The following is a 25,848-nucleotide window of genomic DNA, read 5'->3' as shown; positions in this document are numbered from 1 at the left end:
TATCATGTCCGGATAATTAGTGATAAAAAACTTTCTCCTTCTTTTCTTCTTTCTTCCCTCCTGAATTCTGAATTCTGAATTCTGAATTCTGAGTGTTTATTTATAACTGTTCAACCGGACATGATATAAAATCATCAATATCTCCAACGGGCAAGATGCCCATTCCACAAAACTATTAAACTATTAAAATCATCAATATCTCCAACGGGCAAGATACCCATTCCACAAAGTTATTAAACTATTAAAATCATCAATATCTCCAACGGGCAAGATGCCCATTCCACAAAACTATTAAACTATTAAAATCATCAATATCTCCAACGGGCAAGATGCCCATTCCACAAAACTATTAAACTATTAAAATCATCAATATCTCCAACGGGCAAGATGCCCATTCCACGAAACTATTGCTAGGCAAAATATTAACTGCGATCGCTTTTGCTATGATGTAGTAAACCAATTCAAAAATTTTTAAACCATAAATTTAGAAATCAGTGGGGTTTAGCAGTATGGTTAGCAGCAGAGTAAATCTTCCATCATATCACATCAGCCAAGAACTCTACAATGGTTCTAGAACTCTAGTTTATCGAGGGTATGGCCAGAATAACCAATTACCTGTAGTTATCAAACTGCTCAAAAATCCTTATCCTAATTTCAATGAACTGGTGCAATTTCGCAATCAATATACTATTACAAAAAATCTCGACTCACCTCTAATTATCCAAACTTATAGCCTAGAAATTTATCAAAATGGTTATGCCTTGGTGATGGAAGATTTTGGCGGTATTTCTCTTCAAGAATGGGCGGTAAAAAAGGAAAAAAAAATATCTTTAATGGAGCTCTTAGAAGTAGGAATTACTCTGTGTAATGCCTTAGAATTCCTGTATCGCGAGGGAATTATTCATAAAGATATTAAACCGAGTAATATTTTAATTAATCCCCAGACCAAAGAAATTAAATTAATTGATTTTAGTATAGCATCTTTATTACCAAAAGAGACTCAAACATTAATCAATCCTAATGTATTAGAAGGAACACTTGCTTATATTTCCCCAGAACAAACAGGCCGAATGAATCGAGGCATTGACTATCGTACAGACTTTTATTATTTAGGAGTAACTTTTTATGAATTATTAACAGGATCATTACCTTTTCAATCCAACGAACCCATGGAATTACTACATTGTCATATTGCCAAAACACCGCCATTAGTCAATGAAATTAATTCAGAAATTCCATCTGTATTATCAGAAATTGTGGCTAAATTAATGGCCAAAAATGCCGAAGACCGCTATCAAAGTACATTAGGATTAAAATATGATTTAGAAAATTGTGTAACTCAACTTCAAGAAACAGGTCAGATCAAAGACTTTGAAATTGGCCGACGGGATGTGAGCGATCGCTTTATTATTCCTGACAAACTTTATGGACGAGAAACTGAAATAGATACCCTGCTTCAAGCATTTGAAAGAGTCAGTAATTCCCCCCATACCCCCTTTAATAAGGGGGGAGAAGAATCCCTTAGTAAGGGGGGGGCAGAAATGATGTTAGTAGCTGGTTTTTCCGGCATAGGTAAAACAGCGGTTGTTAATGAAGTTCATAAACCCATTGTGAAGCGGCGGGGTTATTTTATTAAAGGCAAATTTGACCAATTTCAACGAAATATTCCCTTCAGTGCATTTGTACAAGCCTTCCGATATTTAATCGGGCAATTATTAACAGAAACCAAGGCTCAGATTCAACAATGGAAAAATCAAATATTATCAGCAGTGGGAGAAAACGGACAGGTAATTATTGAAGTTATTCCCGAATTAGAAAAAATTATTGGCGAACAACCACCAGTACCAGAATTATCAGGAACAGCAGCTCAAAATAGATTTAACTTATTATTCCAAAAATTTACTCAAGTTTTTACCAGTGCCGAACATCCATTAGTGATATTTTTAGATGATTTACAATGGGCAGATCAAGCATCATTAAAATTAATTGAGTTATTAATGACTGAGACACAGTATCTATTTTTAATCGGAGCATATAGGGATAACGAAGTTAATCCAGCACATCCACTAATATTGACTTTGAATGAAATTGAAAAAATCGGCTCAACAATCAACACAATTACTTTAGCACCGCTGAATCAAATACAAATAAATAAGTTAGTAGCTGATACACTAAAATGTACAGAAAAATTAGCCCTACCACTGTCTAAATTGGTGTATCAAAAGACTGAAGGAAATCCATTTTTTACCACGCAATTTCTCAAAGCATTGCATCAAGAAGAACTGATTAAATTTAACTTTGATTTAGGTTGTTGGGAATGTGAAATTACCCAAGTGACTCAGCAAGCACTTACAGATGACGTTGTAGAATTTATGGCGTTGCAGTTAGAGAAATTACCATTGGCAACCCAGAAGACTCTAAAATTAACAGCTTGTATTGGTAATCAGTTTGATTTAGGAACTTTAGCAATTGTTTCGGAAAACTCAGAGGTAGAAACGGCAACTTATTTGTGGAAAGCTTTACAAGAAGGTTTAATTTTGCCTATTAGTGAAGTTTATAAGTTTTATCAGGGAGAAAAGAGCGATCGCTTGGCAGTGGGAAATGAAAATACCAGTAAACAATTAGCTAAATATAAATTCTTACACGATCGAGTACAGCAAGCGGCTTATTCCCTAATTCCTGATGAGCATAAACAGAGGACTCATTATAACATAGGACAACTGCTTTTACAACAAATTTCCCCAGAAGCAAGAGTTGACCGTATTTTTGAGTTGGTAAATCAATTAAATTACGGAACTTCTTTAATTACCCAACAAACAGAGCGAGAAGAATTAGCCCAACTCAACCTAATTGCCTGTCGCAAAGCAAGAAGTGTCACTGCCTATCAAGCAGGTAGTGAATATGCTGAAACAGGTTTATCTTTACTCACAGAAAAAGCTTGGCAACAGCAATATGAAGTCAGTTTAGCATTTCATAACTTGGCGGCTGAACTGGCTTTTCTTCGTAGTGACTTTGAGGCAATGGAAAAGTTTATTAAAACGGTAATTACTCAGGCACACTCTTTACTAGATCGAGTGAATGTTTACCGAATTAAAATTCAAGCTAGTGCTTCCCAGAATAAACTGACACAAGCGGTTGCTATTGCCCGACAATTCTTACAAAAATTGGGAGTTACCTTTCCGGAAACCCCTACCGAAGACGATATTCAACAGGCGATCGCCGAGATAGAGCGACAAATTGGCGATCGAAATATTGAAGACTTGGCAGAACTGCCTGAGATGACTGATGCCAAACAAATAGCCATCGTGCAGATTGCTAACGGTATTATGCCTGCTGTTTATCTTTCTACTCCCTCTCTGTTTCCCTTATTGGTTTGCACCACAATTAAGCTATCCATTGCATACGGAAATACACCTGCTTCAGCATACAGTTATTCTTGTTATGGCTTGATCTGTTGCAAGCTCTTTCACAATGTTGATATTGGAGTCAAGTTTGGTCAGTTAGCACTCCAGGTTATTTCTAAGCTGAATGCCAAAGCTATTCAACCAGAAGTAGCAACTGCGGTAGGTTCATGTATTTTGCACCGCAAATTCCATATGCGAACAATGCTGCCTGTTACGCGAGAAGGTTATGACACTGCCCTAGAGATTGGAAATGTAGAGTTTGCTGGATATACGGCTCACATTTTTTGCCTGGATTCTTTTTGGTGTAATGAACTGCTGCCCACCTTGCAACAGGAAATGTCCACCTTCTGCAAGGCTTTGGTGCAATTCAATCAATTGACATCGGCTAATTACTGCCGACTTTATTGGCAGTCTACGTTGAATTTGATGGGTGCTGCAGAGCATCCGACTAAATTATCTGGAGAAGCACTTCAAGAAGCGGAATTATTGCCCCAAATGCTTGAAGCAAATGATTTATATGGGTTGTATTTCTTCTATTTATCGAAGTTGATGTTGTGCTACCTGTTTGGCGAAATTGAGTCAGCTCAAAATTATGCGGTTGAGATTAAACCTTATTTTGAAGTAGGCACGGGTTCTGTTGGTGAACCTGCTTTTTATTTCTATGATTCTTTGACTGCTTTAGCCATTTTGAGTTCATCATCAGAGGAAACAGCAGAACTATTCGAGCAAGTAGAACAGAATCAAGCTCAAATGCAGCAAAACTGGGCTTCTTATGCTCCGATGAATTATCAACATAAGGTCGATTTGGTGGAGGCGGAAAAATGCCGAGTATTAGGACAAAAAACAAAAGCTCTTGAGCTATATGACAAAGCTATTTCTGGAGCTAAAGAAAACGAATACATTCAAGAAGAAGCACTCGCTAATGAACTTGCCGCGAAATTTTACTTAGATTGGAGTAAAGAAAGAGTGGCTGCAGGCTATATGCAAGAAGCATATTATTGTTATGCTCGGTGGGGAGCAAAAGCCAAAACTGATGAGCTAGAAAAACTTTACCCCCAATTACTCCAACCCATCCTACAACAACAACGCCACCAGTTAAAGCCAACAGAAACTATTGGTTTGAATCAGATGTTATCATCAACTTATACTAATAGCACTAGCAGCAATAAGATTTCCGATATTCTGGATTTTACTTCTGTACTTAAAGCTGCTCAAGCTATTTCCTCTTCTCTGGAATTAGAGCAACTCATTGCCAGTCTGACTCGTATTATCATTGAAAACTCTGGTGCAAAAAAAGCTGTGCTGATGCTGCCTCAAGATCGTACTTGGCAAGTCAAAGCAATTACTTTAGTTTCTCAACAGGAAATACAAACAACTCTTGCTTCACAATTATTAGATAATTCTCCAGATATTCCCATCAAAATTATCCATTACGTCAAAAATACTCAACAAACAGTTCTCATCAATAATTGTCAAACAAATATTCCCGGTTTAATAGGAGAATATATGCTCAAAAATCAACCCCAGAGCGTGCTTTGTATTCCTATGGTTCATCAGGAAAATTTAGTGGGGATTTTATATTTAGAAAATAACTTAACTTCTGGAGTCTTTACATCTGAACGTTTGCAAGTAATTAACTTACTTTCTGCTCAAGCAGCCATATCTTTAGAAAATGCTAAACTCTACGCTCAACAGCAAGAAAAAACTAGAGAAATTGCTCAAAAGGAAGAAGAATATCGCAGTATCTTTGAAAGCGTTAATGATGGGTTATCAATTTGCGATTTAGAAACAGGAAAATTAGTGGCAGCTAATCCAACTATTTATCAGATGCATGGTTACGATCAAGAAGAATGGTTCCAAACAACACCAGCAGATTTTATACACCCAAATTATATTTATCTATTCGATAACTATTTAACAGCTTTAAGAGCAGGCAAAGAATTTTATACTCAGGCAATTGGTAGACGTAAAGATGGTAGTTTTTTTGATGTTGAAGTCAAAGCAGTACCTTTTATGTATAAAGGTAAATTGCATGGCTTAACAATTCTACGAGATATTACCGAACAACAAACCGCATTACGAGAACTTCAAAAAGCTGAAACATCTCTAGCTAAAGAGCGAGAGTTTTTAAATGTGATCGTTGAAAATATTACAGATGGAATTGTTGTCTGTGATGCTAGTGGTAAATTAATATTATTTAATCAAGCAACTCGTGATTTTCATGGCTTACCAGTAAAATCATTACCGCCAGAAGAATGGGCAGAACACTTCGCTCTCTATCAACCTGATGGTCAAACTCTCCTGTCAACTGCAGAAATTCCTCTGTTTCGTGCTTGGCAAGGAGAAATAGTCGAAAATGCAGAAATGGTAATTGTGCCGAAGCAGGGTGCTAAAAGAATTTTGTTAGCAAGTGGCCAAGCAATCTTCGATCCTTGGAACAATAAAGTCGGTGCGGTTGTTGTGATGCGAGATATTACTGAACGCAAACAAGCTGAACTTGCCTTACAGCAAAAATCACAAGCATTGGCGCAAGCATTGAATGATTTACAACAAGCTCAATTACAGATTATCCAGAGTGAAAAAATGTCGGCACTGGGTAATTTAGTGGCAGGAGTAGGTCATGAAATGAATAATCCTTTAGGCTTTATTTCTGCTAGTCTCGAACAAGTTAAACCTACTATTGCAGATATTATTGAACATTTACAACTATATCAAGAAAGTTTGACCAACAAGAGCGATGAAATTGTTAACCATGCGGAAGAAATAGATTTGGATTATAGTTTAGAAGACTTACCTAAAATAATTGATTCTATGACTATAGCCTGCGAGAGGCTAAAAAATATTAGTACTTCTCTGCGTACTTTTTCTCGTGCAGATCGAGATTATAAAGTACCTTTTAATATTCATGAAGGTATTGATAGTACAATTTTAATTCTCAAACATCGCCTCAAGGCTAACGAAAAACGTCCTGCTATTGAAGTAATTATAAATTATGGAGATTTACCAAAAATTGATTGTTTTCCCGGTCAATTAAATCAGGTTTTTATGAACATTATAGCCAATGCTATTGATGCATTAGACGAATTTAATATAGGTTTAAGTTTTGCAGAAATTGAGGCCAATAATAATCAAATTACAATTACAACTTCAGTAGAAAATCAAGGAGTTAAAATTTCTATTGCTGATAATGGTGAGGGGATGAATGAAGAAATTCGAGCCAAGATATTTGACCATTTATTTACAACTAAAGCAGTAGGGAAAGGAACAGGTTTAGGGTTGGCGATCGCCCGTCAAATTATTGAACAGAAACATGGAGGAAATCTTGATGTGGCCTCAACTCCTGGAAAAGGAACAAAATTTACAATCGTTCTTCCCCTGCAGTAAACAATTTCCTTAAACTCTTGAAGAAGGCAGCTATGCTGGAGGCAGAAGGCAGAAGGGAAGATTGTATGGGTATTATATCATGTCCGGTTGAATACTTATATCATGTCCGGATAATAGCGTGATAAAAAAAACTTTCTCCTTCTTCTTCTTTCTTCCCTACTGACTCCTGACTCCTGACTCCTGACTCCTTCATCGTTTATTTATAACTGTTCAACCGGACATGATATTACACTTTGGAGGAGGTAAGGCAGCTATGCTGGAGGCAGGAGGCAGAAGGAAAGAAAAGGTTAGAAGGGAAAAGGTTTTTTATCACGCTATTATCCGGACATGATATAAACAATTTCCTTAAACTCTTGAAGAAGGCAGCTATGCTGGAGGCAGAAGGCAGAAGGCAGAAGGGAAGATTGTATGGGTATTAAACCCATAAGGGAAAAGATAAAAAACTCTTTATTTTAAATAATACAATATAAAAATATGAAAGAATAACTGGAACTAAGTCTAAAGCAGAAATAACTAACCAGTTATATCATGTCCGGTTGAATACTTACACTTTGGAGGAGGTAAGGCAGGAGGCAGGAGGCTTTAGTTATCTAGGATAGCAGGAGGCAGAAGGAAAGAAAAGGTGAGAAGAGAAAAGGTTTTTTTATCACGCTATTATCCGGACATGATATTACAAAATCCTAAAAGCCTTACCAATCAATGCTTTTGACTTTTGACTTTTGACTTTTGACTTTTGACTTTCCCGTAGCGGCACTAGCAAAATTCACTCTAACTCTATTTTAATACTAAATTTTAATACTAATCAAGGAAAAAATGACAGCAAACATTTCAGAATCATGGAACTCACAAAGAAACAAAAATCAGTCCCAACATCGGTTAAAAACGACAATTGTTTTGCTCTGCCTGCTGTTGGCAGGGTATCTGGGGAATTACTTCAAAATCCCCATAATTCCCCATATAGACTGGCTATTTGGCAGTATTTTCACCATGCTGGTAGTCAGACTGTACGGGTTTACTTGGGGCACTATCGCTGCCGCGATTTCCAGCTCCTATACAATTTTGCTGTGGCACCACCCCTCTGCCTTTATTCTCTACACCCTGGAAGCAATTTTTGTCGGTTGGGGACTGCGACGGCGTAACAGCAACTTATTACTCCTCGATGTTTTTTATTGGGGAATTATCGGATTTCCACTCCTCTGGTTTCTATATATCTTTGTCGCGAAAATTCCCCCTCAAAGTATTTTATTCATTTCTTTGAAAAATCCACTCAATCAAATTTGCAATGCCTTAATTGCCAGTCTGATTCTGACTCACACACCCATTGCTCAATGGTTTAGTGTCAAGAAGATTAAAACTCATGCCTTTGAGCAGACTCTCCTTAATTTGCTAGTGGCTTTTGTCTTGCTACCAGCAATATTACTGACCATTTGGAACTGTCAAGATGCTACCTCTACTCAAGAGAAAAACGTTTTAGTTCGCCTAGAAGACACCAGCAAAAATGTCAGTTCCGATCTACAGAACTGGTATGAGCACAACCTGGAAAAGTTGCAAGCACTCGCATCCAATATTCAAGATAGCTATCCGTTCCGGAATAGTTCAAACCGTTCCCAGCTCCAGGAAATAATTCAAATTGCTCAACAAACCGTTCCTGATTGCCGCAATCTTTACATTATAAACACAGATGGGCAGATTCTCAATTCAACTATAGTCAAAAACGCCAATCAAAATGTTACTCAACTAAACAGTTTAACACTTCAGGCTTTATTCACAGCAAAACAACCAATGCTCTCTGAGGTGATGATGATATCCGATTCGCCGACAATCTTTCAAAGTATACCAATTTGGCAAGATGACAACCTAATGGGTCAATTTGTTGCAGAAATTGATGTAAGTACCCTGAAAAAAAGATGGCTATCCAGTCAGTCTAAATCAACTCAGCTAGTGAGTTTACTAGACCAACAAGACCGGGTTATTACTAGCACTCGCGAAGAGCTGAAAGTAGGGAAACCCTTCGATCGAGACCGGAATGGTGAAATTCATCGGCTCGATCAAAATAGCCACCTTTGGGTGCCGAATATTCCCAACAAGGCTAAAGTCATACTGTGGAAAAAGTCATTTTATGTCTACAAGAGCGCTATTGATGGTGTTCTTCCATGGATAGTGGCGGTTGAAACACCGGTTGCTTCCCATTTGGTCAAACTTGAGGGATTTTATACCAAAAGCTTCGCTATTCTGATAGCGATCGCTATCCTGGCACCTCTTTTAGCAAAACCCATTAGTAGCAGTCTAGTCAAACCTTTACTGCAACTTGCAAATCTCACCAGCAATTTACCGGATAAACTCACAGAACATCAATCTCTACAAATTCCAGGCAGTTCAATTACTGAAATTGAAACTCTGTCTAGTAATTTTCAACTCATGGCCAGTGTTCTGCAAGATAAATTTCAGGAAATTCAGGAAGCCAGTTTGGAACTTCAGCAAGCAAAAGAAAATGCTGACAGGGCCAACCAAGCCAAAAGTGAATTCCTTGCCAACATGAGTCACGAGTTACGCACTCCACTCAATGGTGTTCTTGGCTACGCCCAAATATTAAAACGCAGCGAACCTCTCACCCAAAAAGGGCAAAACGGCATCGATATTATCTACCAATCAGGTTATCACTTGCTGAACCTAATTAACGATATATTGGACCTCGCCAAAATCGAAGCCCGAAAATTGGAACTGCATCCTACAGCTATTCATCTGCCTTCCTTGTTGGAAAGTGTTGTCGAAATCATCCGCATTCGTGCTGAACAAAAAGGGATTACCTTTAATTTTCAAGTCAGCTCTCAATTACCTACGGGTGTTTGGGTTGATGAAAAACGTTTGCGTCAGGTTTTGATCAACCTTCTGGGCAATGCCATTAAATTTACTGATCGCGGTAGCGTGACTTTTCAGGTTGAATCCATCGGGGTTCAAGAAGGAGCCAGGAGTCAGGAGTCAGGAGTCAGGAGCGGTCAGACCCCGCGTCGCCGCCAGGCGCAAGCGGTCGGACCCCGCGACGACGCCAGTCGCAAGGGAACGCCGACCAAGAGAGGGAATGCTGACCAAGAGAGGGAAAATTGCATGGGGATTACTTCCCCAAACAATTTTGAGCACCGTGTAGACGGTGGGGTATTAAACCCGCAAAAAAAAGATAAAATTCGCTTTCAGATAGAAGATACTGGGGTGGGGATGACTCCAGAACAAATTGAAAAAATCTTCTTGCCTTTTGAGCAAGTTGGTGATAGTAAAAAGCAAGCAGAAGGCACAGGACTCGGACTAACGATTACCAATCAAATTGTGGCGTTGATGCAAAGTGAAATCCAGGTTCAAAGTGTTTTAGGTGAAGGTAGCACCTTCTGTTGGGAAGTAGAACTGCCTGAAGTGGAAAATTGGGCAGACACTTTGAGAGTCATGCAACAAGGCGTAATTCAGGGTTACGAAGGCGAAAAACGCAAAATCTTGATCATTGATGATCGTTGGGAAAATCGTTCCGTATTAATTAATCTTCTTGAACCCATCGGCTTTGAAATTATCGAAGCTAACAATGGAAAAGAGGGTATCGAACAGGTACTGAAAACATCGCCGGATTTAATTATTACTGATTTATCCATGCCTGTAATGAATGGGTTTGATTTTTTACATAAGTTGCGTTCAGGAACTGACTCCGAAGGGGTATCCCATCCCCAACTGCAAAACCAAACTGTTCTCGTCTCTTCCGCCAGTGTTTTTGATATTGATCGCCACAAAAGCCTAGATGCCGGGGGGAATGATTTCTTACCCAAACCAGTGCAAGCTGAAACTTTACTAGAACTCCTGCAAAAATATCTGCAATTAGATTGGATTTATGACACCAATAACACTGAAAAACAGAATCTTCAGGTTGTTGTCAGTGAAATTCAGCCACCTGAAACAGAAATATTGCAGCAAATCTGGGAATTAGCTCAAGATGGAGAACTTGATGGCATCATCGAAATCGCTGAACAACTTCAGGATACTAATACTACTGCCTTTAGCCAAGAATTGACCCGCCTGGCAGAAGCTTGCGAAATCAAACAACTGCGGGCATTTATCCAACGCTACCTAGGGGACTGACACACCTTAAATGGTGCATTAGGGAGTAGGGGAGTAGGGGAGTGGGGGAGTGGGGGAGTAGGGGAGTGGGGGAGTGGGGGAGTAGGGGAGTAGGGGAGATAAAGACACCTAGAAATAAAAATAAGAGTGCACAGTTTTAGCTGTGTCAGTCTACCTTAGAAAACCTTATGCCTCCTGCCTCCTGCCTCCTGCCTTCCTTAGAAAACCTTATGCCTCCTGCCTCCTGCCTCCTGCCTTCCTTAGAAAACCTTATGCCTCCTGCCTCCTGCCTCCTGCCTTCCTTAGAAAACCTTATGCCTCCTGCCTCCTGCCTCCTGCCTTCCTTCCACCAAAGTCTAATTATTCAACCGGACATGATATCAATGCTTTGATATTTAATCAGCAAGCCTTACCTAGTTTAATCAGGAACAGAAACCAATGCCAAATCCAACCCAACCATTTATTTTGATTGTGGATGACAACTCCACTAATTTGTCTGTGTTGTCAAAAGCCTTGAAAGCTGAGGGCTATAAAGTACGCATGGCAGCTGATGGTGAAGATGCTCTATCCCAAGTGCAACGCCACCATCCAGACCTGATATTGCTGGACATTGAGATGCCGAAAATAGATGGTTTTGAAACCTGTAGTCGTCTTCAGGCAAATCAAGCAACTAAAGGAATTCCAGTCATTTTTATGACGGCTCTAGCTGATACTGAAAGCAAAGTCAAAGGTTTGTCATTAGGTGCAGTCGATTACATCACCAAACCCTTTGAAGAAGCGGAAGTTTTAGCTCGCGTCAAAGTCCACTGGCGATTGAAGCGACTGACAGATACTTTAGAACAACAGGTCAATGAACGCACTCAGGCGCTGCAAAAAGCTCAAGTGCAATTGGTACAACAGGAAAAACTCTCGGCACTGGGACAATTAGTGGCTGGGGTAGCCCATGAAATTAATAATCCTATTGGTTCCATTGTCGGCAATGTCAGTTTCACACAAGATTACATTAACAATCTATTCGGTATAATAGATCTCTATCGCGATAAATTTCCTCAACCTGGTGCGGAAATTGAAGAGGAACTCGAAGCGAGCGACCTAGACTATATACGAGAAGATTTGCCCAAGTTAGTCAATTCCATGAAAGATGCTAGCGATCGCATTAAATCAATTAGCAAAAGTCTTCGCATTTTCTCCCGCGCTGATAGCGATACAAAAAGACCTTTTAACTTGCATGAAGGCATTAATAGTACCATCCTAATTTTACGCCATCGCCTCAAAGGTAACAAAAATCGTTCCGCCATTGAAATTTTTACCGACTACGGCAATATTCCGGAAATTACTTGTTTTCCTGGGCAACTCAATCAGGTGTTTATGAATATTCTAGCTAATGCCATTGATGCTTTAGATGAATCTGAAGGGGGAAGAGATACAGAAATTCAAGCCGCTCCTCATCGAATTACCATTAAGACACAATTGGTAGATGAACAGGTGCAAATTACGATCGCTGATAATGGCAAAGGAATGTCTGAAGAAGTAAAAGCCAAGATTTTTGAACATCTATTTACGACTAAAGGAATAGACAAAGGAACAGGATTAGGGTTAGCGATCGCTCGTCAAATTGTTGTAGAAAAACATGGTGGTATAATTAAAGTTAACTCTAAATGGGGAGAAGGAACAGAATTTATCATTACTTTACCAATTAAGGAAAAGTGAACTTTCCCATGGCCTTCAGACTCATCAAATCTCAAACCAAAATAGCCATGAATAACCCCACCCAAAACAATTATCTTAATCCCAAGCAGAAAATTCTTAACTATCAAATTAGACAAACAATTTATGATGGAACTCGCACTTTAGTTTATCAGGTAGTCTGTACTAATGACCAATTACCTGCGGTCATCAAACTAATGAAAAATGAGTATCCCACCTTCAGCGAGTTAGTACAATTTCGCAATCAGTATACCATTGCCAGAAATCTCAACTACTCTGAAATAATTAAAACCTATAGCCTAGAACCCTATCATAATAGCTATATCTTGGTGATGGAAGATTTTGGGGCAATTTCTCTAAAAGAATGGATTCAACAGAAAGATAGAAGCTATTTAGAAGATTTTTTAGAAATAGCGATCGCTCTGTGCAATGCCTTACATATTCTCTACCGCGAACGAATTATTCATAAAGATATCAAACCAGCCAATATTTTAATTAACCCTAAAACTAAACAAGTTAAATTAATCGACTTTAGCATTGCTTCTCTATTACCAAGAGAAACTCAAACCCTATTTAATCCTAACGTATTAGAAGGAACCCTAGCTTATATTTCTCCTGAACAAACTGGTCGAATGAATCGAGGCATTGACTCTCGGACAGATTTCTATTCCTTGGGCATAACATTTTATGAATTACTGACAGGAGAACTACCATTTCAGTCAGAAGAACCCATGGAATTGATACATTGTCATCTAGTCAAACAGCCAAAATTAGTTAATCAAATCAATCCAGAAATTTCCCCAGTTATCGCAGAAATTGTCCAGAAATTGATGGCGAAGAATGCAGAAGACCGCTATCAAAGTGCTTTGGGATTAAAATTTGATTTAGAAACTTGTTTGACTCAACTACAAGAAACAGGCAGTATTAAGAGTTTCCCTATTGCTCAAAGGGATTTGTGCGATCGCTTTACTATTCCTGAAAAACTGTACGGACGAGAAAATGAAGTTAAAACTTTATTAGCAGCATTTGAAAGAGTCAGTAATCCCCCCCAGTCCCTCCTTAGCAAGGGAAGAGCAGAAATGATGCTCGTCGCAGGTTTCTCTGGCATTGGTAAAACAGTAGTTATCAACGAAGTTCACAAACCAATTGTCCGAAAGCGTGGTTATTTCATTAAAGGTAAATTTGACCAATTTAATCGCAACATTCCCTTTTTTGCTTTTGTCCAAGCTTTCCGAGATTTAATAGGGCAGTTACTTAGTGAAAGTGATGCCCAGTTACAAACTTGGAAAACGCAGATTCTTAATGTAGTTGGTGATAATGGACAAGTCATTATTGATGTCATTCCCGAGTTAGAACGGATTATTGGAGTGCAACCTCCCGCCACAGAATTATCAGGAAATGCCGCCCAGAATCGGTTTAATTTGCTATTCCAAAAATTCATTCGATTATTTACGAAACCCGAACATCCCTTAGCGATATTTTTAGACGATCTTCAGTGGGCAGATTCAGCATCATTGAACCTCATGCAACTGCTGATGTCAGACTCAGAAATGGGTTATCTGCTACTCATTGGTGCTTACCGGGATAATGAAGTATTTGCTGCGCATCCGTTGATACTGACTTTGGATGCAGTGGAGAAAGCTGGAGCAACGATTAATACACTTACGCTACAACCTTTAAGTAAAGATAGTCTCAATCATTTGGTAGCGGATACCCTAAATTGTGCAGTTTTATTGGCGCAACCATTGACGGAGTTGGTAATTCAGAAAACTCAGGGAAATTCATTTTTTGCGACGCAGTTTCTCAACGCATTACATCAAGAAAAACTGATTACCTTCGATCTGCAAGCAGGGTATTGGCAGTGCGATATTGTCCGAGTAAGAGAAGCAGCGTTGACGGATGACGTGGTAGAATTTATGGGGTTGCAGTTACAGAAATTGCCAGTAAGTACGCAAAATATTCTCAAATTAGCTGCCTGTATTGGCAATCAGTTTGATTTAAATACCTTGGCGATCGTTTCTGAGCAGTTACAAACAGAGGTAGCAACATCTCTATGGAAAGCATTACAGTCAGGATTAATTTTGCCCCAAAGTGAAATTTATAAATTTTATCTAGGACAGTCAATTCAGGAGGCGGAACAAGAGTCACAAACTGTCAATTATAAATTCCTCCACGATCGCGTTCAGCAAGCAGCTTATTCTCTGATTCCTGAAGATAGAAAACAAATTACTCATCTGCAAATTGGGCAACTTCTTCTGCAAAATGCGTCACCAACTACGCGGGAAGAAAAACTTTTCGATATTGTCAATCATCTCAATGTTGGAAAATCCCTAATTACCTGTCCCAAAGAACGAACTGAACTGGCACAACTCAATTGTGAAGCAGGGCGTAAGGCTAAGTTGGCAACAGCTTATGGGGCAGCATTTAATTATTTCACAACAGGTATTAGCTTATTGTCTAATTCCTGTTGGCAAAGTCAATATAATCTAAGCTTATCACTTTATGAATCTGCCACAGAAACAGCCTACCTAAGTGGTCAATTTGAACAATTTGATTACTTCTTTGAAGTTGTTTCACAGCAATCTCAAACACCTCTAGAACGAGTAAAAACAATTGATGCTAAAATTCAAACTCATGGCGCACAAGGCAATGCTACGAAAGCGGTAGAGACTGCATTAGTTTTCTTAAAAGAACTAGGAGTAGAATTTCCCGATAATCCTGATGACAAATATGTAGAAGAGGCATTAGAAAAAACTAAAGAACTACTGGCAAACAAACCAATTGAATGTATAATTGACTTGCCAATAATGCAGAAAGAAGAACAGCTTTCCATCATGCTAATTTTGTCAAGCGTAATGACACTTGCCTATCAAAGTAACCCAAATTTATTTTTGCTCATGCCTTTGAAACAAATTGAATTATCTAATCAATATGGCAATGCTCCTTTATCTTCTTTTGCTTATGTAATCTATGGGTTTATTTTGTGTACTATCACAAAAGATATTGATTCTGGTTACCAGTTTGGCAAACTAAGCATTAATCTATTAGAAAAATTTTATACTAAAGAAGTGGCAGCTAAGGTTATTGAAACTTTCAACGGCAATGTTCGACACTGGAAAGAGCATACTAAAGAATCACTTGACCCCTTTTTAGAAACTTATTCTATTGCTTTAGAGTCAGGGGATTTAGAATTCGCATCTTTTTCATTATATTTTCATGGTTATTATTCATATTTTTTGGGGGCAAATTTATCAGATTTAAAACAACAACTTCAAACATCAACACTTACTTTAAAAAAAATAAATCAAAATAGATTTGTAGTTTATAATAATATATATTTAAAGTCTATATTGAATTTATTAGGACAAAAAGAAGAGAATCATCACTTTGTTTATACAACCTATAATGAGGATCAAATGTTATCAATTCATCTGAAAAATAAGGATGCTATTTCATTACTAAATATTGCAGTTATTAAACTTCAATCCTATTGTTTTTTTGACAGTCCCAGTCAAATATTTGACTATATTTATATGTCAGAAAAATATTTATATGCAGGTCTAGGTCAGTTAATTTTTCGGCAAAGTCACTTTTACAATTCTTTGGTCAGATTAGCTGTCTGTCACACTATTTCAGAGGAAAAACAAGCAGAATTCTTAGAAAAAGTGGTGGAAAATCAGAAGCAAATGCAGGTTTGGGCCGATCATGCCCCAATGAATGTATTGCATCAATATCAATTAGTTGAAGCGGAGCGTTGTCGAGTCATGGACTGTAAGTTGGAAGCAATTGACCTCTATGACCGCGCGATCGCCGGAGCAAAAGAAAATAGTTATATCCAAGAGGAAGCTCTAGCGAACGAACTAGCTGCTAAATTCTATCTGAATTGGGGGAAAGAAAAAGTTGCGGCTGGATATATGCAGGAAGCATACTATTGCTATGCCAAATGGGGAGCTAAAGCTAAAACTGCCGATCTAGAATATCGTTATCCCAATTTACTGCGCCCTATTCTCCAGTGCAACACCCAACCCTTGAATGTACTAGAAACTCTAGCAAGCATCTGTAATGCTAATAATTCAAGCTATACCTCAATGAAAACCAATTCATCCGGTACAAGCATCAATACAACTCTAGATTTTGCTGCGCTCCTCAAAGCTGCTCAAAGCATCTCCAGCACCATTGATTTTCACGATCTATTGCGTCAACTCACTCAAATTATTTTGCAAAACTCTGGTGGCGATCGCTGTGCCTTAGTATTACCTAATTCTAAGGGTGTATGGCAGATTGTCGCTACTGCAACATCGAATGTGACTGAGATTTGTGCAGATTCTCTGGATGCCAATACTAACTTGCCCATTCATCTAATTCGGTATGTCAAAAATAGCCAAGCAATGGTAGTCATTAATGATAGTAAAACCAATTTGCCCATAGTTGATGAATATTTGAACCAACAACAACCAAACAGTGTCTTGTGTTTACCTCTGATTAATCAGGTAAAATTGATTGGTATACTGTATTTGGAGAATCAATTTACCAGTAAGCTCTTTACGAGCGATCGTATTCTCATGCTTAACTTCCTTTGTACCCAAGCAGCTATATCCATTCAAAATTCTCATCTTTATCAAGAAGTCAAGGATTTTGCTACAGAACTGGAATGCTCGCTCCAAAATGCCCAGCAAAAATCTCAAGAGTTAGCAGAAATTATTGCCCTCTCCAATGGTCAAAAACGAATTTTGGAATTGATTACTCAAGAATTGCCTTTAAACAAAGTGTTAGAAGAAACTGCACTGTATATTGAAGAACAATCTCACCATCCAGCTTACTGTTCTTTTTTATTTCTTGATGCTGAAGGACGATTGCGAAATGCTGCGGCTCCTAGTCTCCCAAATGCCTACAACACTTTAGTAGATGGAATTAAAATAGGTCCAAATGTAGGTTCCTGCGGTACAGCTGCTTATTACAAAGCCTCTGTAATGGTTGAAGATATTGCTACCGACCCCCTGTGGGCAGACTATCGTGTGGCTCTAGACTACGGTTTGCGGTCTTGTACATCCACTCCAATTTTAGGTGCAGAGGGACAAGTATTAGCTACTTTGGCAATGTATCAAACTCAACCTAGTAGTCTGACTCCCCACGACCGCAAACTGATAGAAGTAGCAACCTATCTAGCTCGAATCGCCATTGAATGCCATCAAATTCAAGCTGAAAAAAAAGCTACGGAGGTCTACAATGCTCGCCTGTTCAACGAAGTTAAACAAGCAGAAATGGAATTACGGCAAAATAAAGCTTTCCTAGAAGCACAGCGGGAATCTTCTTTAGATGGAATTTTAGTAGTCAGTCATAACTACGAAATTAATTATTATAATCAGCGATTTCTAGATATATGGAAAATTCCACCAGAATTACAAAATGTTGGCGACTATCCTTCGATGCTTGCTTATTCAATGAATCAAACGGTAGAACCAGATGCTTTTTTAAATAGAGTTTTGTATCTATACGAACATATCAATGAATCCAGCCACTGCGAACTCCATCTTAAAGATAACAGAGTTATCCAAAGGACATCATCTCCAGTCAACTCATCTGATGGAGAATATTGGGGACGAATTTGGTATTTTCGAGACATCACCTGTCGCAAACGGTCTGAAACTGCCATCAAGCAAAAATCTCAAGCACTCGAACAAGCTCTTCAGGAATTGCAACAAGCACAGTTACAAATCGTGCAAAGTGAAAAAATGTCAGCATTGGGCAATTTAGTAGCAGGGGTTGCCCATGAGATTAATAATCCTCTGGGTTCCATTGTGGGTAATATTAGTACTGTCGAAGATTACAGCAAGGATCTGTTGGGGGCGATCGCTCTCTACGAAAATAAATTTCCCCATCCGGGGAAGGAAGTTCAGAAAGAACTAGAAGAGTTCGAGCTAGAATATGTACGAGAAGATTTACCCAAATTAGTCAGATCTATGAAAGATGCAGGCAATCGCATTAAATCAATTAGCAAAAGTCTCAGTACTTTCTCCCGTGCCGATAATAATCAAAAACAGAAATTTAACTTACATCAAGGGATTGAGAGCACCATCCTAATTTTACGCCATCGCCTCAAAGCTAACCAACATCGTCCGGCCATTGAAGTTGTCACAGACTACGAAAATCTGCCAGCTATTAATTGTTTTCCGGGGCAATTAAATCAGGTATTTATGAATATTCTCGCTAATGCTATTGATGCTTTGGATGAATCTAATCAAGGACGAGATTTTGCTGAGATTAAAACCAATCCTAATCGAATTACTATTAAGACGCAACTGGTAGATGAACAGGTGAAAATTACGATCGCTGATAATGGTAAGGGAATGTCAGAGGAAGTGAAAGCCAAGATTTTTGAGCATCTATTTACGACTAAAGAAATAGGAAAAGGGACAGGTTTAGGATTGGCGATCGTTCGTCAAATTGTGGTAGAAAAACATGGTGGTATAATTCAAGTTAATTCAACACTAGGAGAAGGAAGTGAATTCATCATCACCTTACCCGTGGGGGGGAGGTAGGGAGTAGGGGAGTGGGGGAGTGTGGGGAGTGTGGGGAGTGGGGGAGTGTGGGGAGTGTGGGAAGTGTGGGAAGTGTGGGGAGTGTGGGGAGTGTGGGGAGTGTGGGGAGTGTGGGAAGGGTGGGAAGGGTGGGAAGGGGGGGAAGTGTGGGGAGTGTGGGAAGGGTAAACTCACCATCCCCCCTTTGGAAGGGGGGAGACTGAGCAAGTATTTGAAGATTCAAAACTCAAGGGTTATGTAGAATTGAGGAATATTACATTTGGCTATTCACAGGTAGATCCACCTTTAGTCATAGATTTGAATTTGTCGTTGCAACCAGGGCAAAAGATAGCATTAGTTGGTGGCAGTGGTTCAGGAAAATCGACGATCGCTAAATTAATTTGTGGTTTGTATCAACCGTGGGAGGGAGAAATTTTGTTTGATGGTGTTCCCAGAGAGGATATTTCGCCTACAGTATTAACTAATTCTCTGTCGATGGTGGAACAAGAAATATTTTTATTTGGTGGCACGGTGCGGGATAATTTAACTTTGTGGAACCCGACAATATCAACGACTCAACTGATGAAAGCTTGTCAGGATGCTGTTATCCATGAAGCAGTGATGGCTATTCCTGGTGGATATGATGGTGAGTTATTGGAGGGAGGTGGAAACTTAAGTGGGGGTCAAAGACAGAGGTTAGAAATTGCTCGTGCTTTGGTAAATAATCCCACAATATTAGTAATGGATGAGGCAACGAGTGCTTTGGATGCGGAAACAGAGAAAATAATTGTTGATAATTTGCAGAGTCGGGGGTGTAGTTGTATTATTGTGGCGCATCGCTTGAGTACTATTCGTGATTGTGATGAGATTATTGTTTTGGAATATGGCGAGGTGGTGCAGCGCGGCACTCATGAGGAAATGTTGGAGGAAGAGGGAGTGTATCGGGAGTTGATTAGTTCTGAGGGGTAGTTTGGGGAGATGGGGGGATGGGGAGATGGGGGGATGGGGAGATGGGGGGATGGGAGGATGGGGGGATGGGGAGATGGGAGTATTAATGATATAGCGCTACGCATTAAGGTTAGGACATTTCTACAGCCTGAAACCCTTTAAAAGCCAAGGATTGAAATCCTTGGCTGATAGCTTAAGTCATCTAAAGATGACTAGGTTATCTATCACCGTCTTTTTGTATTATGGTTAATTAATGCGACCTAATATACAACGCTTCCCGTTGCCCATGAGGTACACCCCGAAGCGGGCAAGATGCCCGCACTACAATATTTTCATCATTTAATCTGGACCTCATTTGCCTGAAATATGCTGTCACTTCTGCCTTCTGCCTTCATTTTAATTAGCCATAATAAATCAGCTATCTTTAGTCATCTTTAGATGACTTCTGCTGTGAGCCAAGAAATTTATTTCTTGGCGGATTGGCGGATAACAAAGCCACACAACTTTATACCTGATGGCTCGCCAACCTCCCCAAGCCAAGGATTGAAATCCTTGACTAATAGCTTAAGTCATCTAAAGATGACTAGATTATCTATACTGTCTTTTTGTATTGTGGTTAATTACAGCGTTTTTCATTTCAGTAGATCATAGTAGGGGCGAATGGCATTTGCCCTTACAGGGCTAACTACTGAAGCCGAAAATCCTGAAACACAGCGATCGCTTTCTGTTCACAGTAATAACTATTGGACAATAGATCAATAGTAATAATCGCCAAACACAGCGATCGCTTTCTGTTCACAGTAATAACTATTGAACAATAGATAAAAGAATATCAATAATCGCGAATCGGCAGAGCAATAACTGTTGGACAATAGATAAATAAAATATCAATAATCGCGAAACACAGCCTTTTTCAGCAAACCCTAATTAATGCAACCTGATATACAGCGCTTCCCGTTGTTATGAGGTACACCCCGAAGCGGGCAAGATGCCTAAACGCAGGCAAGATGCCCACGCTACATGATTTTCATCATTTAATCTGTACCTCATTTGCCCGAAATATGCTGTAGCTTCTGCCTCCTGCCTCCTGCCTTCTGCCTCCAGCATAGCTGCCTTTTTCCCTAACCACGAACTAAACCACTGAAACCTGCTACCCAAAGGGATGTTAATATCCAACCAAAGATTATGTGAACCCATAAATACCATCTTAATAAGCGACCTGCTTTTACTTTGAATAATATTAATGGAATTTCTTGACCTTTTTGAGAATTTGGCAGCCAATATGTTTGTTGATGTAGGTCAACTATGGGGATAAATGTGTCTAATGAATATAACCAGAAGTTAAATTCTGGATAGTCTATATCAATGGTTTTATTGTTAGTTTCTTCAGTATATGGACTAATTTCTGAAGCTGGTGAAAATAGGCATTTATTATTGGATATTGAATTTAAACAATTCTCATAACCTGTACTAAATAAATAAAAACCAGTGAATATAAAAATACTACTCAAAAGCAAAGCTCTTGTAGGTTTATAGCCATAGACAATTGTGATATCTAAAAAGTAATTCCAAAATTTACTTAATCTGTTGAGTTTTGGTCTAATATCTCTTTCTTTATGGATTAATATTTCTGTAGCGGCATCTGGATCGCCTTCTTTTTTTAATACTTCGGCTAGTTGTTCATAGGTTTGAGGAAAAAAGTCTGGTTGCAGTCTCAGCCATTTGAGGCGGGTTTTTGCATCTTTAAGAACTTTAATATTATCGTCTGTTCCAAGTTTCTGATAAATGAAACCATCAAGGTTGAGATTGTTTTTTTGAGGCCAGCTTTGTTCGTCGTCTCTGAGGCGACCTATTCTGGCAAATTGTAGGTCTATTTTCATATAGTGAGATTCTATTCTTTGATATTCTTCTTGAAGTAGTGATGCAATTGTATTATTTTTTATATTTTTAATGAAAGGATGTAGGAGACGTAGATATAGGGGAAAAGTTACTTTTTTTTGTTTAATTTTGACCATACTTAATGTGTCGTCTACTCTGGCACTAACTAAGTGAATATTTCCTTCAAAAGTTCCTTTATCTAATAAAATATCTCCGTCAACATTGATTCCTTCGGCAGATAAAACATTACCTTTTTCGTTGGAAAAGTTGCCATTAGTGCAGTCAAGATTTCCTTTGATATTTGCTGCTGTTAAATCTACTTCACCCTCAGCTTTGAAGCCATTAGTTAGACTGATATTAGTTTTAACTTCTATATTCTGAGCATCGAGGGCATTTTTTTCTGGATTAGAGAAATGACCTTGATTACAATTAAGTTTACCCCCAATAGTAGCTCCAGATAGACTTACCTCACCCTCAGCCTTAAAGCCATACCCCAGAAAGACATTAGTTTTAACTTCTATATTATGAGCATCGAGGGCATTTTTTTCTGGATTAGAGAAATGACCTTGATTACAATTAAGTTTACCACCAATAGTAGCTCCAGATAGACTTACCTCACCCTCAGCCTTGAAGCCATACCCCAGAAAGACATTAGTTTTAACTTCTATATTCTCAGCATCGAGGGCATTTTTTTCTGGATTAGAGAAATGACCTTGATTACAATCTAGTTTACCACCAATAGTAGCTCCAGATAGACTTACCTCACCCTCAGCCTTGAAGTGGTAGCTCAGAATGACATCAGCTTTGACTTCTATATTCTCAGCATCGAGGGCATACTCTCCTGGATTAGAAAAATGACATTGACTACAATTAAGTTTACCACCAATAGTAGCTCCAGATAGACTTACCTCACCCTCAGCCTTGAAGCCATACCCCAGAAAGACATTAGTTTTAACTTCTATATTCTGAGCATTGAGTGCATATTTTCCTTTATTAGAGAAATGACATTGACTACAATAAAGTTCACCACCAATAGTAGCTTCAGATAGACTGACTCTACCCTCAGCCTTAAAGCCATACCCTAGAAAGACATCACCTTTGACTTCTATATTGTCAGCATTGAGCGCAGTTCCTTCTTTATTAGAGAAATAACCTTGACTACAATAAAGTTGACCAGCAATAGTAGCTTCTAATAGACTTACTATACCCTCAGCCTTGAAGTGGTAGCTCAGAATGACATCAGCTTTGACTTCTATAGCTTGAGCCAACAACGCATACTCTCCTGGATTAGAGAAATAACCTTGACTACAATTAAGTTGACCACCAATGGTAGCTCCAGATAGACTGACTCTACCCTCAGCCTTGAAGTGGTAGCTCAGAAAGACATCACCTTTGACTTCTATATTATTGGCATTGAGTGCAGTCTCTTCTTTATTAGAGAAATGACCTTGATTACAATTAAGTTCACCTCCAATAGTAGCTTCTAATAGACTTACCTCACCCTCAGCCTTGAAATCATTTCTCAGAAAGATAGAACCTTTGACTTCTATAGCTTGAGCAAACAGCGCATACTCTCCTGGATTAGAGAAATAACCTTGACTACAATTAAGTTGACCACCAATGGTAGCTCCAGATAGACTGACTTTACCCTCAGCCTTGAAGCCATCACTCAGGAAGACAGCACCTTTGACTTCTATATTATTGGCATTGAGTGCAGTTTCTTTTTTATTAGAGAAATGACCTTGATTACAATTAAGTTCACCTCCAATAGTAGCTTCTAATAGACTGACTATACCCTCAGCCTTGAAATCATTTCTCAGAAAGATAGAACCTTTGACTTCTATAGCTTGAGCAAAGAGTGCAGTTCCTTCTGGATTAGAGAAATAACCTTGACTACAATTAAGTTGACCACCAATGGTAGCTCCAGATAGACTGACTTCACCCTCAGCCTTGAAATCATTTCTCAGAAATACAGCACCTTTGACTTCTATACCTTGAGCAAAGAGTGCAGTTCCTTCTGGATTAGAGAAATGACCTTTAATACAAGAGAGTACACCACCAATAGTAGCTCCAGATAGACTGACTCTACCCTCAGCCTTGAAGCCATCACCCAGGAAGACAGAACCTTTGACTTCTATATTCTCAGCCTTGAGCGCAGTTCCTTTTTTATTAGATAAATAACTCTGACTAAAAGAAAGTTGACTACCAATAGTAGATCCAGATAGACTGACTCTACCCTCAGCTTTAAAACCATTTCTCAGAAAGACAGAACCTTTGACTTTTATTCTTTCAGCATTGAGCGCATCTCCTTCTTTATTAGAAAAAAGACACCTAATGCAAGAGAGTATACCACCAATAATAGCTCCAGATAACTTTACCTCACCCTTACTCTGAAAGCCATTTTCCAGATATAAACTGCCCCTAACTTCAATTAACTCAGCATCAATACCAACAACATGACTACCATTAAACTTGACTTCTTTTACCTTCGCTCCCTTCAGAATAATCTTTTCTACAAAAACACATTCTGTGAAATACAATAAAATTTCAAATTTAACAAACTCAAGATTTAATTTCCCCGAAATCTTAGCTCCACAAACCTGTAAACCATGATTAGTAAAATATTTAAAAGCTTCCACATCCGTACATAACCACTCAATAAACTTAGCCGATAATATCCGCTTTTCTCCCCATGATTCTGCTATAGCTGGATTATTAATTTCCTTTTCTTTAACGATCGCTGCTAATAACTGTTTTAACTGTTCTGGGTGTTCTAACTTTTCTAACTCTTTTAACTTTTCTAAGTCTAAATCTTCCAAATCTTCTAATTTTTCTACATCCTCTAACCCTTTTAACAGTTCTAAATCTAACTGTTCCTTCAGCAAAGTAAGTTCTGGGGATTTAACTTGATAATCAGCTACTTCTCCTTTAACAATAGCCTTTAATAACTGTTGCTCAACAGAAGTAAGTGTTATTCTGTACCTCTGCTTTGCTAGTGCAACAAAATTCTTAAATTTGTCAGTCATAGTTTTTCAGATTTTAGGAATGCAGTTGATACTATATACAGCATTTCTCATAAATATCAGGTACATTTATGCTCCCCCTCTTTAAGGAGACACGGAGACAGGGGGGCGCGGAGACACGGAGACAGGGAGACAGGGAGACACGGAGACAGGGGGGCGCGGGGATGCGGAGACGCAGAGACAGGGAGACACGGAGACAGGGAGACAGGGAGACACGGGGGCGTGGAGACGCGGAGACACGGAGACGCGGAGACACGGGGACGTGGAGACGCGGAGACACGGAGACGCGGAGATACAGAGATACGGAGACACGGAGACAGGGGGATGGAGACTTTTAATCATAAATTAAAAATCGTTTGTGCAAAAGTTAGGGAACGGGTAATATCATGTCCGGTTGAATAATTAGGGTTTGGCGGAAGGAAGGCAGGAGGCAGGAGGCAGGAGGCAGAAGGTTTTCTCAAGAGTGTCACCTTAATTTTATACACGCTCCGATGCTACCGGACATGATATTATCCATTGGACAATAGATAAATAGAATATTAATAATATCAAATCCGGTAGCATCGGTGTAATATAGCGCTTTTCACATGGATAGACTACAGTTAGTGTGGGCAACCCAAAAGTATTTTTCTACTCCCTACTCCCTACTCCCTACTCCCTACTCCCTAGCTAAAAAGAATATTGTGGTTCACTCATATGAAAAGCGCTGTAAGATAGTGAATCAGAATTTCCTACGGAATGCTCCGCAAACAGCAATTCTGCAATCCAGAATTCAGAATTTAGAAGGGAAGAGAAGTCAGAATTCTTTCCGCTCTGGGTGAAGATGGAATATTTTTTTATACCGAATTAAACGGATTTGATATAATCCCGAAACACAGCGATATAGCTGTC

General features: G+C 38.9%; 8 protein-coding genes. 6 read left to right on the top strand and 2 right to left on the bottom strand.

Going from position 1 to position 25,848, the window contains the following annotated elements:
- The first annotated feature begins 509 nt into the window (after positions 1–509).
- The 6 genes from F6K54_RS01100 (at position 510) to F6K54_RS01075 (ending at position 20,077) form a co-directional block, all read left to right on the top strand.
- Positions 510–6,788: an AAA family ATPase gene (locus tag F6K54_RS01100; RefSeq protein WP_293073273.1), complete on the top strand. Its 6,279-nt coding sequence runs from the start codon at positions 510–512 to the stop codon at positions 6,786–6,788.
- A gap of 813 nt (positions 6,789–7,601) precedes the next feature.
- Positions 7,602–10,904, top strand: a complete 3,303-nt coding sequence (locus tag F6K54_RS01095; RefSeq protein ID WP_293073271.1) for a hybrid sensor histidine kinase/response regulator — start codon at positions 7,602–7,604, stop codon at positions 10,902–10,904.
- Positions 10,905–11,321: 417 nt separating this feature from the next.
- Positions 11,322–12,593 (top strand): sensor histidine kinase, encoded by a 1,272-nt coding sequence (locus tag F6K54_RS01090; RefSeq protein ID WP_293073269.1) that lies wholly within the window; start codon positions 11,322–11,324, stop codon positions 12,591–12,593.
- A gap of 47 nt (positions 12,594–12,640) precedes the next feature.
- A complete protein-coding gene (locus F6K54_RS01085) occupies positions 12,641–19,129 on the top strand; it encodes an AAA family ATPase (RefSeq protein WP_293073267.1) in 6,489 nt (2,162 codons plus the stop codon).
- Positions 19,130–19,150: 21 nt separating this feature from the next.
- A complete protein-coding gene (locus F6K54_RS01080; RefSeq protein ID WP_293073265.1) occupies positions 19,151–19,297 on the top strand; it encodes a hypothetical protein in 147 nt (48 codons plus the stop codon).
- A 75-nt stretch (positions 19,298–19,372) separates the two neighbouring features.
- The gene (locus tag F6K54_RS01075) at positions 19,373–20,077 is read left to right on the top strand and encodes an ATP-binding cassette domain-containing protein (RefSeq protein WP_366558012.1); all 705 of its coding nucleotides are present in this window, start codon (positions 19,373–19,375) and stop codon (positions 20,075–20,077) included.
- A 939-nt stretch (positions 20,078–21,016) separates the two neighbouring features.
- Here the strand turns inward: F6K54_RS01075 and F6K54_RS01070 are convergent.
- Together F6K54_RS01070 and F6K54_RS01065 are read right to left on the bottom strand one after the other, a co-directional pair.
- The gene (locus F6K54_RS01070; RefSeq protein ID WP_293073263.1) at positions 21,017–21,163 is read right to left on the bottom strand and encodes a hypothetical protein; all 147 of its coding nucleotides are present in this window, start codon (positions 21,161–21,163) and stop codon (positions 21,017–21,019) included.
- A gap of 14 nt (positions 21,164–21,177) precedes the next feature.
- Positions 21,178–24,960 (bottom strand): hypothetical protein, encoded by a 3,783-nt coding sequence (locus tag F6K54_RS01065; RefSeq protein WP_293073261.1) that lies wholly within the window; start codon positions 24,958–24,960, stop codon positions 21,178–21,180.
- Positions 24,961–25,848: the final 888 nt, after the last annotated feature.

Source organism: Okeania sp. SIO3B5 (assembly GCF_010692555.1).
Classification (GTDB): domain Bacteria; phylum Cyanobacteriota; class Cyanobacteriia; order Cyanobacteriales; family Microcoleaceae; genus Okeania.
This window is presented reverse-complemented; position numbering and strand designations above follow the sequence as displayed.